The sequence below is a fragment of the uncultured Methanobrevibacter sp. genome (assembly GCF_900314695.1).
GTDB lineage: Archaea > Methanobacteriota > Methanobacteria > Methanobacteriales > Methanobacteriaceae > Methanocatella.
Genome location: NZ_OMWD01000010.1, coordinates 19,133 through 36,102, shown reverse-complemented (window position 1 = coordinate 36,102; position 16,970 = coordinate 19,133). Strand labels below are relative to the sequence as shown.

Below are 16,970 nucleotides of genomic sequence, written 5' to 3'. Positions count from 1 at the left end.
TCTTACTTAATCGAAATATTTAACGCTATTTAAATAATCTATTAATTTTTTAAGATATTCATCATCAGGTTGTGGCCAATCGAAGCCTAATTCGTGAAGAATTTCTGTAGTCTGTTCGATTTCAATTTTTGCATCGAAGTCATCTACTTCATCAAGGTCATCAATACCAATTTCAGCGGTAATCAATCCTTGGATGTTTTCATCCATATTTTTCTCATATATTTCTTTAAATTCTTCATTGCTTACTTCTTTGATGTCATAACCATAGGTATTTAGCACATTAATTATATCACTATTAAGGATATACTTATTGTTCATACAATGGAATACCCTACATTTATTAGGTGTTTTTGATAATTCAAGAACTCCTCTTGCAACACAATCAATTGGACTCATTTCCACGACTTCTTGAGACATATTAGGTGTTAATGCTTTAAGGTTTTTAATAGCTTTTATGTTGTTTAGGAAAGCATTGGTGTCATAGTTTTTCTGGAATACTCCATCACTATAACGGCTCATGAGGTTTCCAACTCGAATTATTTTTACAGGCAATCCTTTTGTTGCCGCTTCTAAAACCATTCTTTCAGCTAAGAATTTACTGCCTAAGTATTTGTTGGTTAAGTCTTGTTCGTAGTATAAAGTTCTTTCGTTAAACCTTACATCTGGATATGCTTCTTCATTTTCTGAATAACCTGAAAGAACACTCACTGTAGATATTTGCACATATTTGATGTTGTCTCTTGATTGTGCAAATTTGAGTCCGTTAATTACTCCATCAACATTTACCTTAAAGATGTAGTCATCAGCTGTGTAGTGTTTTACTATAGCTGCACAGTTTATTATTGTGTCGATAGGATAGTCTTCAAGTTTTTTGAAGTCATCGAGTGATGTTATGTCACCTTCACTCAATATGATTCTTGAACCTATGAGGTCAGTTAGGTCTTCATCGAAGTAATAGTCCATTAAGTCGATTAGACGATCTTCACAGGAATCAAAGCTGCCTTTTCTTAACATACAATAGATGGTTCCTGTTTCATTTTTAATGTATTCGTATAATACATGAATTCCAAGGAACCCTGTGACTCCAGTTAATAATGCATTGCCGATTTCTTCAGTTTCCCCATCTAAGAAGTTATCCAAAGTATTTTCTTCAAGAAGTTTGTTGATATTGCTGTAGTCATAATTTTTGATTGCATTTGCTTCCATATTTTCTTCATCAACTTCTCCGGATAAGAACTTGGCTAACTTTCTTGGAGTTTGATTATGGAATACATCATCATATTTGACTGTGTAATCCTGTTTTAGTAATTCAATAATGAGTTTGGATGCAATAAGTGATGTTCCACCTATTTCAAAGAAATTGTCTTCAGCACCAACAGTTTCAATATTTAATATATTTGAAAAGATGGTACAAAGTTCTTGTTCCAATTTAGTTTCAGGTGCAACATACTTGATTTCCATTTTTGGTTCTGGTAAACGTTTTGTATCAGTTTTACCATTTGGCAATTGAGGCATTTCATCTAATTGCATGAATACTGTTGGAACCATATATTTGGTTAATCTTTCTTTTAAATATTCTTTTAACTCATCAGTGTCGATTTCATCTTCTGCTGTGAAGTAGGCACATAAATGTTCGGTATTGTTAATCTTTTTAATGACTACAATGTTCTGTTTGATATCTGGGAAGTTTCCGATATTGGATTCGATTTCTCCGATTTCTATTCTTAGTCCTCTGAGTTTGATTTGGTTGTCAATTCTTCCTTTGATATCAATTTCTCCATTTGGTAGTTCGATTGCGTAGTCTCCGCTTCTGTAGTATGGGATGTCGTTGATTGTGAGGTATACTTCTTTGGTTTTGTCTTCCATGTTGTAGTATCCTTTACCTACACCGATTCCTCCGATGTATAGTTCTCCCATGACTCCTTGTGGTAGTAGTTTGCCGTCAATGTCTCTTACTTCAGTTGCATAGTTTCTCAATGCTTTTCCGATTGTAATGTTTTCTGGGTCGGTTATTTCTTTGTAGTTGGATGCTATTGTTGCTTCTGTTGGTCCGTAACTGTTGTATACTTTTGTGGTGTATTGTTTGACTCCGTTGAATGCTTTGGCTGAGAATTGTTCTCCTCCCATTACGATACATTTTGCGCATTCTATTACTTCGCAGAATTCATCTATTTCAAGATATGAAAGCAGTCTTGATGGTGTGAATTCCATTACTTCCGGTTTGTTTTCTTTAATAAGTTTTATCAAATCAACAAGGTTTTTGATTTCCACATCGTTTGCGAAGATGATTTTGATTCCGTTGGTAAGTCCGGTCAGGATATCTTCAAGGGATGTGTCGAATGCGATTGTTGCAATACTTAACAGGTTGTTATATTCAGCTTTTGGATTTTCAGCTACCTCGTTACATGCATTTTCGTGACTGATCATTACTCCTTTTGGATTTCCTGTAGACCCTGAGGTGTAAATCATGTATGCTAAATCATCACGGGTAATTTCAACATCAGGATTGGAAGCATCATCCTCTTTAATTAAATCATGGATATTTAATGAATTTTCTGCTTCTCCACTGGTATTTATGATATAGTCTGCTTGACTGTTTTCATAGATGTAGTCAATTCTTTCTTGAGGATATTCTAAATCCAGTGGTACGAATGTACAACCTGCTTTGAATATACCTAATATGGTTGATATTAAATTGCTGTCTCTTGGAAGCATTGCAAGTACATTGCTTTTTGGTTTTACTCCTTTTTTGATTAGTGCGTTTGCGATTCTGTTTGCTTTTTCGTTTAGTTCTTTGTATGTTAGTGTTGCATCTGTTGCAACCAGTGCTATTTCATCTGGTTTTGTTTCCACTTGTTTTTCGAAACGTTTGTGTAAGAATGGTGTATCTAACTCATCAAATACTGGCATTTCATATTCATTATTTAATTCAATGTCTTTGATGCTGATTTTATCCATATCATTTATGAAGAACTGGAATAATGTGTACTTTATTGCTTGTAGGAATTTTTTAACATAATCTTTGGAATATATTTGGTCATTATATTCAATGTATATTCCAATTATTTCTCCATCATCAAACACATCTAAGTTTATTTTATAATCTGTTGCTACAGTACCGTCGAGTGGAATCATATCATAACTTTTATCACCGATTTTAATCATGTCTTTTTCAAAGTCTTCGTGGAATGCATAAAAGAATTCAGGCTTTAGCTGGTAGTCTTCTGCAAGTTTAGTGTATGGGTAATTGCTGTGAACCAATGCATCCTTCCATGATTTGTCAACCAATTTGATGTAGTCTTCAATCATCATGTCACGTTTTTCACTGTTGACAATAATTGGCAATGTTTTAACTAACATTCCTTGAGTGTCAAAGTAATCTGAATTTGCCCTACCGTTGAAAATGGTTGTTATTAATGATTTATCGTTGAATGTAAATTTATCAAGACTAATCATTGTTGCAGTCATGAATAAAACGTTTGGACTTATGGAATGGTCTTTACAGAAATGTCTGACAAATGTGGAGTTTACAGTATCCTTAATAAGTTTTATGTTTCCTTTATCAGGATTTCCATTTAGGTTAGGTGTTAAAACTGTAGATTCTAAACCTTCACTGAATTTATTTTTGAAGAATTTTTCTGAAACTTCATTTAGTCCCATTTCTTCTTCAATTAAACTGTAAATGTATCCATTAATCTTTTCTGTTTTAAGTTCTTCATTTCTGTATGCTTTTGTCACATCAGCGAAGAAATTATCTTGGGATACTCCATCTGTTATGATGTGATGGAAATCAGAGAACAATATTGTTTCAGATGGTGTATTGTAGATTTTGAATCTGAATAATTGATTGTCATCTAATGGGATTAATTTTATGTCATTTTCCATTATTTCCTCATTGGTTATTGAATCAATTTCGACAATTTCAATTTCATCAATTTCTGCATCATCGCATCTTTTCTGTTTTATTTCTCCATCATCAGTGTTTATTATTCTTGTTTTAAGATATGGGTGTGCTTCAACTGTTTTGATAAGGGCATCTCTTAGTTTATTTGGATCAACATTGTTGTCAAACCTTATTGCATATGGCATTGTGTATTTTATTTTGTCGGTTTGTATACATTCATAGTAGATACCCAATTGGTTTGAAGTCAATGGGAATAACTCCATATCCTTTGAAGATTCAATTATTTCTTCAATATCAATTTGTGATTCTATATTATTGTCAACTTTATCTGCAAGACTTTTAACAGTAGGATTTGTAAATAATGAAGTAATATCGATGTTAACATTAGTTTCATTATAAATCATTGAATTTAATTTCATTAAGGTTAATGAAGAGAATCCTAATGCATACAAATCATCTGTTGTACCGAATTCATCAGTATTGATGAGTTCAGATGTGAGTTTGAATATTTTTTCTTCAGTTTCATTTTCAGGTTTTACATTTTCTAAGTTTAGTACTGGAGCAGGCAATTCCTTGAGATCAGTTTTTCCATTTGGTGTTTGAGGTATTTCATCTATTTGCATAAACACTGATGGAATCATGTACTTGGTTAATTTATTTCCTAAGTAACGTTTTAACAGGTGAGTATCTATTTTTTCTTCAGATGTAAAGTAAGCGCATAAGTGCTCAGATTTATTGATTTCTTTAATTACTACTACAGTTTGCTTTATTTGTGGGAATCTATTAATGTTGGATTCGATTTCTCCGATTTCTATTCTTAGTCCTCTGAGTTTGATTTGGTTATCGATTCTTCCTTTGATGTCTATGTCACCATTTGGTAGTTCGATTGCGTAGTCTCCGCTTCTGTAGTATGGGATGTCGTTGATTGTGAGGTATACTTCTTCGGTTTTGTCTGGCATATTGTAGTATCCTTTACCTACACCTACACCTCCGATGTATAGTTCTCCCATGACTCCTTGTGGTAGTAGTTTGCCGTCAATGTCTCTAACTTCTGTCACATAGTTTTTGAGCGCAGGTCCAACTGTGATGTTTTCTGGGTCGGTTATTTCTTTGTAGTTGGATGCTATTGTTTGGTGTATTGTTTGACTCCGTTGAATGCTTTGGCTGAGAATTGTTCTCCTCCCATTACGATACATTTTGCGCATTCTATTACTTCGCAGAATTCATCTACTTCAAGGTATGAAATTAATCTTGATGGTGTGAATTCCATTACTTCCGGTTTGTTTTCATCAATTAATTTTATCAGGTCAACAACGTTTTTGATTTCATTGTCGTTTGCGAAGATGATTTTGATTCCGTTAGTAATTCCAGTTAGAATATCTTCAAGGGATGTGTCGAATGCAATTGTTGCAATACTTAATAAATTGTTGTATTCTGCTTTTGGATTTTCAGCTACTTGGTTGCATGCATTTTCATGACCAATCATTACACCTTTAGGTTTTCCGGTAGATCCTGAGGTGTAAATCATATATGCTAAATCATCAGGACTTATTTCTACATTTGGATTTTCTGTATTGTCTTCTTTAAGTAGCTCTTCAATATTTAAAGAAACATCTGTTGATTCATCTTCAGTAATTATGTAGTCTGCTTGGCTGTTTTCATAAATGTATTGAATTCTTTCAACAGGGTATTCTAAATCCAATGGTACGAATGTGCATCCTGCTTTTAAAATACCTATAATTGTTGCAATTAATGCACTGTCTCTTTTAAGCATTCCCAATATGTTGCTTTTTGGTTTTACTCCTTTTTTGATGAGTGCGTTTGCGATTCTGTTTGCTTTTTCGTTTAGTTCTTTGTATGTTAGTGTTGCATCTGTTGCAATGAGTGCTATTTCATCTGGTTTTGTTTCTACTTGTTTTTCGAAACGTTTGTGTATGAATGGTGTTTCTACAGGTATGAATTCAGGTAGTGGCCTTTCGGTTTCCAATTCAATATCTTTAATCATTAATTCTTCAATATTGCTTTCCATAATCTGTTTTAAAGTAATTAGGATGGAATTTACAAATGTTTCAATATATTCCTTGGAGTATAATTGGTCATTGTATTGTAGGAAGAATTCGACATTGTCTTTAGTTTCATTCACATCAAAAACAATTTTGTAATTGGTTTCAACGGTATTTACATATTCAACTTCATAAGTTTTATTGTTAATTTCTATTTTTTCAGAATCTAAGTTGTGATATGCATAGAAGAATTCCGGTTTTAATTTAAATTCCTCAGCAATATTTGCATATGGATAATCGCTGTAATTAATAGTATCTTTCCAGATATCTGAAATCTGTTTTAAGAATTCTTTAACAGTTTGATTTCTGTTTTCATTGATTGATACTATTGGTAGTGTTTTTACTAAAAATGCTTGGGTATTGTAGTAATTAGGGTTTGCCCTACCGTTGAAAATTGTTGTTAATAAAGTTTTATCACTGAATGTGTATTTGTTTAATGTCAATATTGTACTTGCCATGACCAATACATTAGGACTTATTTTAGTATTGGAACAGAATTCACTAATTTCGTTAGGATCAATGTTTTTGGATACAGGTTTTAAAATTCCTTTTTCTTGGTCTCCATTTAAGTCAGGTGTTAAGATTGTTGAATCCACTTCATGACTTAATTGGTCTTGGAAGTATTTTTTAGATAATTCGTAATGTTCGCTTTTTTCATTTTCTTTTTCAATAATGCTGTTAAGATATCCGTCAATAGTTTCTTTTTCAAGTTCTTTTCCATCATAAGCATTAGAGATATTGTTAAATAAATTATCAAGAGATTCTCCATCAGTAATTATGTGGTGAACATCTGAGAACAATATTGTTTGTGAAGGAGTTTTATATATTTTGAACCTGAACAATTGATTATCTTCCAATTCAAATGTTTTCACATTTTCTTTTTCAATTTCTTCATCAGTAATGGAATCCACTTCAACAATAGGAATGTCTTCAATTGCAATTGAATCATCACGTTTTTGCATTAGTTCTCCATCATGTGTGACAAGTCTGGTTTTAAGATATGGATATGCTTCAATTGTAGTTATTATAGCTTCTTTTAATTTTTCAGCATCAACTGAATTGTCGAATTTGATTGTAGCTGGAAGATTGTATTGTGCTTCTTCAGTACTCTGGATACATTCGTAGTAAACTCCCAATTGATTTGAAGTTAACGGATAATAAATTGTATCTTTTGTTGATTCGATTAATGCATCTAAATCTATTCCATCCTCTTCGATGTTGTCAATTTGTTTTGCAATATTTTTAATTGTCGGATCATTTAACAGTTCAATAATGTTTAGGTTAGCATGCAACTCTTCATAGATGATTGCATTTAACTTCATCAATGTTAATGAAGTAAATCCGACAGCGTATAAATCATCGGTAGTACCAAATTCTTCAGTTTCTGTAAGTTTTGAAGCAATGCTCATTAATATTTCTTCAGTTTCAGTTTCAGGAAGTGTTAATGATAATTTTAATTCTGGTTCCGGCAATTGTTTAATGTCAGTTTTTCCATTTGGTGTTTGTGGCATTTCATCCAATTGCATAAATACTGTTGGAACCATGTATCTGGTCAATCTTTCTTTCAAGTGTTCTTTTAAATCTTCAGTATCAATTTCCTCTTCAGCAGTGAAGTATGCACAAAGATGGTCGTTATTATTGATTTCTTTAATAACAACGGCATTTTGTTTTATTTTTGGATATTTTCCGATGTTGGATTCGATTTCTCCGATTTCTATTCTTAGTCCTCTGAGTTTGATTTGGTTATCGATTCTTCCTTTTATGTCGATTTCACCGTTAGGTGTTTCAATTGCATAGTCCCCACTTCTGTAGTATGGGAGGTCATTAATGGTTAGGAATACTTCTTTTGTTTTATCGTCTAAGTTGTAATATCCTTTTCCAACACCTGGACCTCCAATGTATAGTTCTCCCATTACTCCTTGTGGTAGTAATTTGCCGTCAATGTCTCTTACATCAGTAATATAATTTCTTACTGGAGGACCCACGGTCAAATCATTAACATCAGTCACAATTTTGTTGTTTGAGGTAATTGTAGTTTCAGTTGGTCCGTAACTGTTGTATACAATTGCGTCACTGTGTTTTATAAATTCTGTGTAGGTAGATGCTGAAAATTGTTCTCCACCGATGAATATGCATTCAATGCATTTGATTGCTTTACAAAATGAGTCAACTTCAAGGTATGCTGCCAATCTTGATGGAGTTACATCCATTACTTGTGGTTCATACTTATTGATTAATTTAACTAGTTCCGGTGTACTTTTAATTTCAATATCATTAGCGAAAATTAATTCAAGACCGCCTGTAAGACTTGTTAAGATATCTTCCAGCGCCACATCGAAGGAAATTGTGGTCATACTTAAAAGCCTATCATAATGTGTCTTAGGATAATCTTCTACTAAGTTACATATGTTTTTGTGGCGAATCATTACTCCTTTTGGATTTCCGGTAGATCCTGAGGTGTAAATCATGTATGCCAAATCATCAGGACTTATTTCTACATTTGGATTTTCGGTATTTTCTTCTTTTAAGAGTTCTTTTATATCGATTGATTCATCGTTTGTTTCGTTTGAAATGATATATTCAGCTTGACTATTTTCGTAGATGTAATCAATCCTTTCTTTCGGGTATTCTGTATCCATTGGTATGAATGCACAGCCTGCTTTTAAAATACCCCATATTGATGCAATTAAGTCACTTGTTCTTTGAAGTTTAATTAAAATGTTATTTTTAGGTTCTACTCCTCTTTTGATAAGGGCATTTGCAATACGATTCGCCTTTTGGTTTAGCTCGGAATAGGTAAATATTTCACCATTGGAGACAAGTGCAGTTTTGTCTGGATTTTCTTCAGCTTGCTTTTCGAAACGTTTGTGAAGATAGGGGATTCCAAAATCAAGAAATTCGATATTTTCCTGCTCTTGTTCAATAGCAATGTCGCAAATGCTTAATTCATTTATGTCATTGCTTATAATCTGGAGCATGATTGTTTCAATGCTTTTTAAAAATATGTCAATATACTCATCAGAGTATAACTGATCATTAAATAAAAGGGATAAAGTTATGTTGTCATCTTCTTCGATGACTTTTAAATAATTTGGATATTCATTTTCGGAAACATCAAACTTCAAATCATCATTGTAGTTATAATAAAACTCTAGTTTTAAATTTGATTCGGAAAGCAAATCTTGACTTGACACATCTTGATAGTTCAATGTTTCCTCGTAAGTTTCATTAATTTCATCCAAGTAATTTTTAACGGAAATTGTTCTATCATCAGTTTTAGATGCGAAAGGGATGTTATTTCCGTAATATATCAATATTTCTTTTGTAAAGTTAAACTTACTTAATGTTAATATTGTACTTGCTAAACAAAGTGTATTTAATGTTATTTTATTATTCTGCAAGAAGTTGTTCAATTCTTCTTTTTTAATTTCTAATGTTGCCTTTTTAGGTTTTCCAGATTCCTTTTCTCCGTTAATATTTGGAGTAATCATTGATGACTCATCAAAATCAGCAATTTTTTTATAAAAATATTCCTTGAATTTTTTTACATCTTCAATTGTCATAATATCATTTCTCGCTAATTATTTATAATATAATAATATGTTTATTTAACATATTTATTAAATATTGTGAATTTATTGATTTTAATGAATGAATTCTCAATTTTTAAATATATTTATTATTTCAATTCAGTAATGGGATTTTTTAAAAAATAGTTATTATTAAAATTAAACGTATTTTGAATATAATTTCAATAAAAAATAAAAAAAGGAGGAAAAAGGATTAATTTATGCTTGGTTTTCCATTTCCTCAAATTTAGCAGGGAAATATGTGTCTACTACATATTCAAGCCCATATTTTGAGAAAGATTGCTGTTCTGCTTTTTTACCAATTTTAAGCATCTTTTTAATTTCTGTTTGCCAGAATTCATCTTTATACCTTGGGTCTTTAGAAAGCTCTTTTAATCTCATGACGTCAACATCTTTGAGTTTATCGGTCGGTAAATCATAGTTGATAATATCTGATGCTGTTACGCCAATAAATTTAGCATCGGGTGTAGCTAAATCTTTGTTAACGTGAGCTAATTTTGCACTTCCTGATATAATAACTTGTGCGATGTGGAATCCCCAAGGGTCTCCGTCGTTACAGATATAAACTGGTAATTTAAGTTCCTCATTAACTCTTTTAAGGAATCTTCTAGTAGCACGGGCAGCCTGTCCTTTTAGCCCTACAATTAATGTGTTGAATCGTTTATGTGCATTTTCTTGAACTAACCTGTGAAACATTCCCATAGTTTCCACAGCTAATACTTTATCTACATTATGATCAAGGAATTCAACTTGGTCAATTGTTGGTGAAATGGTATAACCTGATTTTCCAACATTTGCAGCATTAAGTTCTACTTCATCAAAAAGGGTGATGTCTCCATAAACTGATGCTCCGTCTTCCTCAGGCATTAATCCTAAATCTTCACGAGTAGTTCCTAATGTAACTTCTAAATCTTCTCCAACAATGTTGGATTCTTGTTGTGTTTTAAAACTAATTCCCCAACCTTCAGATACATAATACATTTCCCTGATAGTTGCGGTTTTTTCACGAGCTACGAGGTCTTTACAGAAATTAGCTACATAAACCATTTGACCTAATTTTCTGATTTGTTTTACATTACCTAAAGATCTTCTTCCGTATCTGTCTCCTAACACATAATATCTTTTAGCATCATCATAAACAATATTTCCAGTACCTCTGGATGGAACTCTAATGCTTGGGACTTTATTTTTTTCAATTTCTTCAATAATTTCTTGTCCCATTCCTTTAAGTTTATTAAAGGTGTACTCCTTTCTTTGCTCTTTATGTGATTTTTTTGTTTCACTCATTCAAATCACCTATTCCTCATCCTCATTTTCATCATCTTCAGTGAAGTTATCCAGTGTTGAATTACCGTCAACAGTGTGTCCGAATTCGTCAACTTCTTCCATGATGAGCGCATCAAGCTCTTCTTCTTCCTCTTCCTCTTCAACTTTTTCTCCTAGTAATTCCGCAAGTGCTCTTTTAGTAACTTTCGCTAAAACCTCTTGGTATTCAGGAACTCCAGTTTCTCCAAGTTTTGCAGCTTCTTCAATAATGACTGGAACATATTCTTCAAATACTTTAGAACGTTTTTCTTTTTCTTTTGCAGCTCTTTTAGCCCTAATATGTTTTTGTAGTTTACGGGCTAATTTCATGGTTGCCTGTCTGATTTCATGAACAATTTCTGGCTCTGGGGAGACACTCTGTTTACCTGTTGAAAGGTAAGGGACCTGAGTTGAGATAATATTAACGAATAATGTTAATGGAGTGTTGTCCATATCTTTAAGCCCATAACGTTTCCAATCAATACTTTTAAGAGCTTCTGTGATTGCACAACTTCCTGCATCGAATGTTAATGGAACTCTATTTGCAAATCTCATAATTTCGGATTTTCTTTGTTCATTGACAACCCTACCTGAATCTCCACCATATGCAAGACCTGCTTCTATGATGAATGAAACACCACCTGCATAGGTAACTGGTTTTCTTGTTATTGTGGCCACAAATTCAGGTTTTAATATTTGTTTCATACCTTTTTCAATTTGTTCTGATCCGATTGGTATAAGTCCGTCAGTAGGAGGGGCCATGAATTTCATTTTCTTAAAGCATTGAACAATAGCTTCTGCTTCTTGGAAAGTCATGTCTTTTGGACGTTTGTTCATGTCGATTCCAGTCATTTCTGCGATTTCATCAACTCTTTTTGCTGACATTCTTGACATTGATGAAGTTAACATGCTTTTGTATCTTCTGCTGTCAGTATTTTTCGCCATTGTCATTAAATCGTCAGCACTTACACCTTTAGGGTGTGGCAATACTTCTTTTGGTTGTACTGGAACAACATCTGCTGCTCTTTTGAAGATATATTTGTGTCCTGATGGGTCTCTGAATGTAATTTTAGCATGAGGATTTCCGATCATGGTTCTTCTGATGTATTCAAATGCACCTTGTTCTGCAAGTGAGTATGAAACATCTTTAAATTGTAATTCAATACATACTCCGGTACTTTCGGCAGGATAATCTTCTCTTTCCATTAAAATTCCACGGTTGTTTTCAACATCCATTTGGAATTTCATTTTCACTCCTTTAATTTCATCTCCTTCTTTGTAACATGAAATTACGTGAGCAGGTTTACCGGTGGTCATTTGTGATAATAGAACACAACCACTACAACCTAAACCTTGTTGTCCTCTTGATTGTATGTTTCTGAATTTTGATCCTGCAAACATCATACAGTATACCTGCATAACATAATCTTCAGGGATTCCTGGGCCGTTATCTCTATGTCTTAAAATGTAATGCTCTTTATCAACACGTTTTAACTCAATGTCGATATCAGGCAATATTCCTGATTCTTCAGCTGCATCAAAACTGTTTGTAATTAGTTCGTGGAAAACGATAGTTAATGAACGAATTTTACCTGTAAATCCAAGCATCTGTTTATTTTTTCTAAAGAACTGGGATGGGGTTAATCTTTGAAAGTCCTCTTCCCAATCAAGTCCTATTTGTTGTTGAGCCAAAATTATTTCCTCCTTTAAATAATCTATGCTTTAATTTATTATGGGTTGATATATTTAAATTAAGTTAGAGAGCATTTGAAAAGTAATATTTATACAGCACCCTATCTAACTTGTTTAAATATGTGGTAAAATAATAATTTAAAAACATGTGAAAAATATAGTATTTACACTATGTTATCTATATATCTTGGTTAAAGTATATAATAGTTTGCTATTACTAATGTTATTTTTATATGTTTCTTTCATTAAAATTGATTTGATAATATACTATTCGTTCCAATTAAATTTTGGATATGGAATCTGAAAATTGTATGGTATTATTAATGAAATTTCCAGTGTGGCTGGTGAATAATACATGGTAAATTGTAAGTAATCAATTCTAATTTGGTGAATTTTATTTGGTGTTATAAATTAAAAAATATGATTAGGAGTTTAACTCCTAAAAATCTTTTTCGTCAAATTCGATTCCATCTTTAAATTCGATTTTATCGTCTTCGATTCCAACTAAGTCTTTGAATTCTTTCATTTTTAATGTTTCTTTTTTATGTTCTAAGAATCCATAAACTGATTTGTGTCTGGAACCATTTAAAATCATTTCAACAGCTTCTTTAGCAATCATGATGTTTTCCATTTCACCAATGAATGAAACGGTTTTACCATACACTGCCATGTCAACTTCTGCCATTTCCATAATTATTTCACGTGTTTTTCCATCTTTTCCAATAATTCTTCCTTTATGTCTTGCAAGGGCTTTTTTTGATTTTCCAATATATAATGGTAAGCTAATTACTTCAAGATAAATGTCATCACTAACTAATTTAAGTGCAACTTCTGGATTAAATCCACGTGCCACTGCTTTTACAATATGGTTTGCGTTCCATACTCCTAATGGGTCCTCCATGTTTTCTCCAGGTGTGATATAAACTGTGCCTTCATCACTATCGATGTCTAGGATGGTTCCGGTAGCTTTTTCAATGGATTTTTTAACATTACCATTGCTTCCAATCAATGCTCCTACTCTATTTTGAGGTATTTTCAAATAATCTGTTTCTGGCATAATATCACCTTTTTTTAGTTAATAATATTTTTTTAATCTATTTTATTTAATGATTTCTGAAAAAGTGGTTAGATTTTAGAGTTTCATTGTTTTTAAATCTTTGTATTGATGTTAGTCAATGAAATTTGGAATTAATAAGGTCTGTATTGAAAAGATGTTTGCATTCATGCTATTTCAATTATGAATAAAAGATTCAATAGCAATATTAAAAATTTGTGAATATTTCTATAAAAAAAGAGATTTTGGTCATTAATGTTTAAAACAAAAAAAGAAATAGTTGAAATAAAATTTCAACATTATTTCCTTTAAAATTAATTATTCTTTAGATTTTAAGTTAAGGGTTTGTTTTTCAATTGCAATTTTTTAATCTAAGATATCTGAAATTTCATCCATTTCCTCTTTTAAAAATGTGAGATCTTCTTCAATAGATGCTAATTCCATTACTCTTTCCATATCTTTTTCAAGATTTTTAATTAAATCATTTTTAGTTTTTTGCATTTTTAATTCATATTTCAATAAGATTTCTTCTAACTTATTTGTTGCTTTAAATAAAATGAATTCGATAGGTTTTTCATCATTTTCTACAATTTCCTTGTCAACAGCATCTAATAATTTATTAATCTCTTTATCAGCATCGTCTTCAACTCTATCGATTATTTTAATAGCTTTTTCAAGATGTCCTTCAATTTTTTTGTCAGCATAGGATTCTTTCATTTTTAATTTTCTTTCTTCATGGTTGATTTTAGCTTGTGCTTTTTTTTGTCTAACTTTACTTTTTGTTCATCGATTTCACTGAAAGTTTTTCTTTTTGTTCATCAAAATTCATAATTTCACCTAATTTTATTTAGACAATTTAATTTTTATATTGGATGATTAATATATTTTTTTATAGACTATGTTGTTGTAATATATTTTTCAAGTGAGTAATGTCTTAAGATTACATAGTCTTAAATAAAATAAATTCATTATTTATAATTGATGACAAATAATATGTTTAATAAGTTAACTGATAGGCATGCTGCCATTACTGATGGTGTTTTTGCAATCGCTATGACAATTCTTGTTTTGGAAATTGCGGTTCCAACTGTGGCTGTAATATCATCAGATGCTGCTTTGGATGAATATTTTATAAATTATCTGGCACCTTCCATTTTAATATATTTCATAAGTTTTTATCTTGTATATAATTTTTGGGAAAATACTGTTATTCTTTTTAATTTTAATAAAATAAGCTATGGTATTTTAACATTAAATATGCTTACAATGGCTTCTGTTTGTTTAATACCATTTGCAACAGGATTTTTCTTTAATTTTTACAATTATATTAATGTAAACTTATTCTTTTCATTATTAATACTGATTATCAGTTTATTATACATACTGATTTTTATATTATTAATTAGGAATACTTTTAAGGGGTATTTCGATAAAAAAGATGAAATAAAAAACCATCTTCGAAATGATGGAATTGAATTGCCTAACTTGAAATTATACGTTAGGGGAGTCACATTAACATTGTTCTATATCTTGTTGGCGCCGGTCTGCACTTCATTAATATCTATTGTCTTGGCTTTCGTATCTCCCTTATTAAGTGTTTTGTCCTTTTTATTAACTTTAATTCTCGTATTTATAATCCGTATGAAACGTATGGGCAAAGATCATCTGGAAAATGTTGATTTAACGGATGATGAAAAAGAGTTTGTTGACAATATTCGAAAAAGCATTTATGGCGAATGATGAGTAGGTATGGCCTAAGAATCTCCAGCTTCTACAAGCTGGAGAGGTTCAAGATTCTTTAAATCTGTTTTCAGCATATGCAATCTCTTCATCATTAGCATTCCTGAGGTGATGTCTAATGTTAGTTGATTTTTTTCCGATTTCTTATTGGTGTATTTAAAACTTCGGATTCACATATTCCCGTAGAAAAGATGTTTTACTAACACTTCTGTAACATTTTCTGTAATAAAGTTTGAATTAATTGTTTAATTAATTTTCTCCATAAAAAAATATTTTATTTAAAATTTAACATTTGGTTTTTAAATTATAAAAATGCGTAATATTACTAGAATTACGGCTATTAGTATATATAATTTAATTGTACCATTCCAGCTTCTAAGATTAAATGGCAATATTTTATCTAACAAATCCGGGGATAATAACACGAATAATATGGCTATTGAAAATATTGATTGCAATAAATTGGATGTAAAATATGATGAAACTAAAATGTCTTTGGCATAGTCATTTAAACAGATTCCAATTAGTATGCTTAATGGAAATCCAATAAAATAATACATCACCGGATGATATCCTAATGTATTTTCATAATGGATGTTTCCCATTTCATCTTCTTTTTGAACACGGCAATTTTCATCATCGAATACATTAAGTCTCAATAACATGAAAATTAAGGGTATTTGCTGTGATAAAAACATTATGACTGCAGAATTTGGACCAGAGATTTTGAGATTTGGATAAAAGAACATCAGTGAAAGACCTAAATTCAGAATGCCAATAATATAAAACACTACAGAGTAATTCATTCCGATATGGTATTTTGAAACTAAACCATATTTTCTATCAAACCAATCTCTTTTATAGGTAAAAATGGCCATAAGTGCACTTATTACAGTCAAAGAAAATACTGTGAAAAATATGTTTGTTGAGGGTATTACAGATATCAGAATTGAAAGGATAATTCCTCCTACAAAACCTAAAATAAAAATATATATTGAATATATTTTAAGTTCTTCAGAATCTAAAAGCAACCATGGCTTGTTAATAATTGAAAAAAAATCGTTGTGCATTTATTAAACCTACTTTCAATAATTAAAAAATGTAATCTTTTTTTTTTTACTGATGTACTATTTATATGTAGTTACTTTTAAAATTTTGGGCTCACATATTCCCGTAGAAAAGATGTTTTACTCACGTCTCGGTATAACATTTTTCTGTAATGAAGTTTGGATTAATTGTTTAATTAATTTTCTCCATAAAAAAATATTTATTTAATATAAAATTAAAATTAAATATTAATTAGATTAATTTTCATTAGGTGTTTTTAATGATATTTACAATTGAAGAAATCACAAAAAGAACCATTCCAATTGCCATTAAGCATGGGGTTAATAGGTTATGTCTTTTTGGATCTTATGCTAGAAATGAGGCAAGTGACGACAGTGATTTGGACTTCATCATGGATGATGGGGATGTGACTTCTTTAATTAAATATATGTCTTTTGTTCAAGACTTGGAAGATGAATTCAAATGTCATGTTGATTTGGTTTCATCATGCAGTCATAATAAGGAATTTTTAAACAAAATCAAAAAAGATGTGGTTATAATCTATGAACGCTAAA

The 16,970-nt window shown here is 31.2% G+C and carries 9 protein-coding genes; 2 read left to right on the top strand and 7 right to left on the bottom strand.

The window, feature by feature from the left end; all coding sequences use genetic code 11:
* Positions 1-6: 6 nt before the first annotated feature.
* The 6 genes from QZN45_RS04400 to QZN45_RS04375 form a co-directional block, all read right to left on the bottom strand.
* The gene (locus tag QZN45_RS04400) at positions 7-5,100 is read right to left on the bottom strand and encodes a non-ribosomal peptide synthetase (RefSeq protein ID WP_296811353.1); all 5,094 of its coding nucleotides are present in this window, start codon (positions 5,098-5,100) and stop codon (positions 7-9) included.
* Positions 5,028-9,530: an amino acid adenylation domain-containing protein gene (locus tag QZN45_RS04395; protein WP_296811351.1), complete on the bottom strand. Its 4,503-nt coding sequence runs from the start codon at positions 9,528-9,530 to the stop codon at positions 5,028-5,030. The genes QZN45_RS04400 and QZN45_RS04395 overlap by 73 nt, the downstream gene beginning before the upstream one ends.
* Before the next feature lie 225 nt (positions 9,531-9,755).
* Positions 9,756-10,844, bottom strand: coding sequence for a DNA topoisomerase IV subunit A (locus QZN45_RS04390; RefSeq protein ID WP_292606177.1), 1,089 nt, complete (start codon positions 10,842-10,844; stop codon positions 9,756-9,758).
* A 9-nt stretch (positions 10,845-10,853) separates the two neighbouring features.
* Positions 10,854-12,554: a DNA topoisomerase VI subunit B gene (gene top6B / locus QZN45_RS04385; protein WP_292606179.1), complete on the bottom strand. Its 1,701-nt coding sequence runs from the start codon at positions 12,552-12,554 to the stop codon at positions 10,854-10,856.
* 439 nt (positions 12,555-12,993) lie between these two features.
* On the bottom strand, positions 12,994-13,611 hold the full coding sequence (locus tag QZN45_RS04380) for a KH domain-containing protein (RefSeq protein ID WP_296811350.1): 618 nt from the start codon (positions 13,609-13,611) through the stop codon (positions 12,994-12,996).
* Between the two features lie 363 nt (positions 13,612-13,974).
* Positions 13,975-14,325: a hypothetical protein gene (locus QZN45_RS04375; RefSeq protein WP_292606183.1), complete on the bottom strand. Its 351-nt coding sequence runs from the start codon at positions 14,323-14,325 to the stop codon at positions 13,975-13,977.
* 276 nt (positions 14,326-14,601) lie between these two features.
* Here QZN45_RS04375 and QZN45_RS04370 point away from each other — a divergent pair, with 276 nt between their 5' ends.
* Positions 14,602-15,348, top strand: a complete 747-nt coding sequence (locus tag QZN45_RS04370) for a TMEM175 family protein (RefSeq protein ID WP_296811347.1) — start codon at positions 14,602-14,604, stop codon at positions 15,346-15,348.
* A 299-nt stretch (positions 15,349-15,647) separates the two neighbouring features.
* Here the strand turns inward: QZN45_RS04370 and QZN45_RS04365 are convergent, their stop codons facing one another.
* Positions 15,648-16,418 carry a hypothetical protein gene (locus tag QZN45_RS04365; protein WP_296811345.1) on the bottom strand — a complete coding sequence of 257 codons (771 nt, stop codon included), beginning with the start codon at positions 16,416-16,418 and terminating at the stop codon, positions 15,648-15,650.
* Positions 16,419-16,675: 257 nt separating this feature from the next.
* Here QZN45_RS04365 and QZN45_RS04360 point away from each other — a divergent pair, with 257 nt between their 5' ends.
* Complete coding sequence (locus QZN45_RS04360; RefSeq protein ID WP_058739896.1) at positions 16,676-16,969, top strand: nucleotidyltransferase family protein; 294 nt, start codon at positions 16,676-16,678, stop codon at positions 16,967-16,969.
* The last annotated feature ends 1 nt before the right edge of the window (position 16,970 follow it).

What these genes read in the sequence shown, in the direction of transcription:
- QZN45_RS04400 (WP_296811353.1), bottom strand. Translation starts at nt 5,100, where the DNA reads ATGTATCGTAATGGGAGGAGAACAATTCTCAGCCAAAGCATTCAACGG.
- QZN45_RS04395 (WP_296811351.1), bottom strand. Translation starts at nt 9,530, where the DNA reads ATGACAATTGAAGATGTAAAAAAATTCAAGGAATATTTTTATAAAAAA.
- QZN45_RS04390 (WP_292606177.1), bottom strand. Translation starts at nt 10,844, where the DNA reads ATGAGTGAAACAAAAAAATCACATAAAGAGCAAAGAAAGGAGTACACC.
- QZN45_RS04380 (WP_296811350.1), bottom strand. Translation starts at nt 13,611, where the DNA reads ATGCCAGAAACAGATTATTTGAAAATACCTCAAAATAGAGTAGGAGCA.
- QZN45_RS04375 (WP_292606183.1), bottom strand. Translation starts at nt 14,325, where the DNA reads ATGAAAGAATCCTATGCTGACAAAAAAATTGAAGGACATCTTGAAAAA.
- QZN45_RS04370 (WP_296811347.1), top strand. Translation starts at nt 14,602, where the DNA reads ATGTTTAATAAGTTAACTGATAGGCATGCTGCCATTACTGATGGTGTT.
- QZN45_RS04365 (WP_296811345.1), bottom strand. Translation starts at nt 16,418, where the DNA reads ATGCACAACGATTTTTTTTCAATTATTAACAAGCCATGGTTGCTTTTA.
- QZN45_RS04360 (WP_058739896.1), top strand. Translation starts at nt 16,676, where the DNA reads ATGATATTTACAATTGAAGAAATCACAAAAAGAACCATTCCAATTGCC.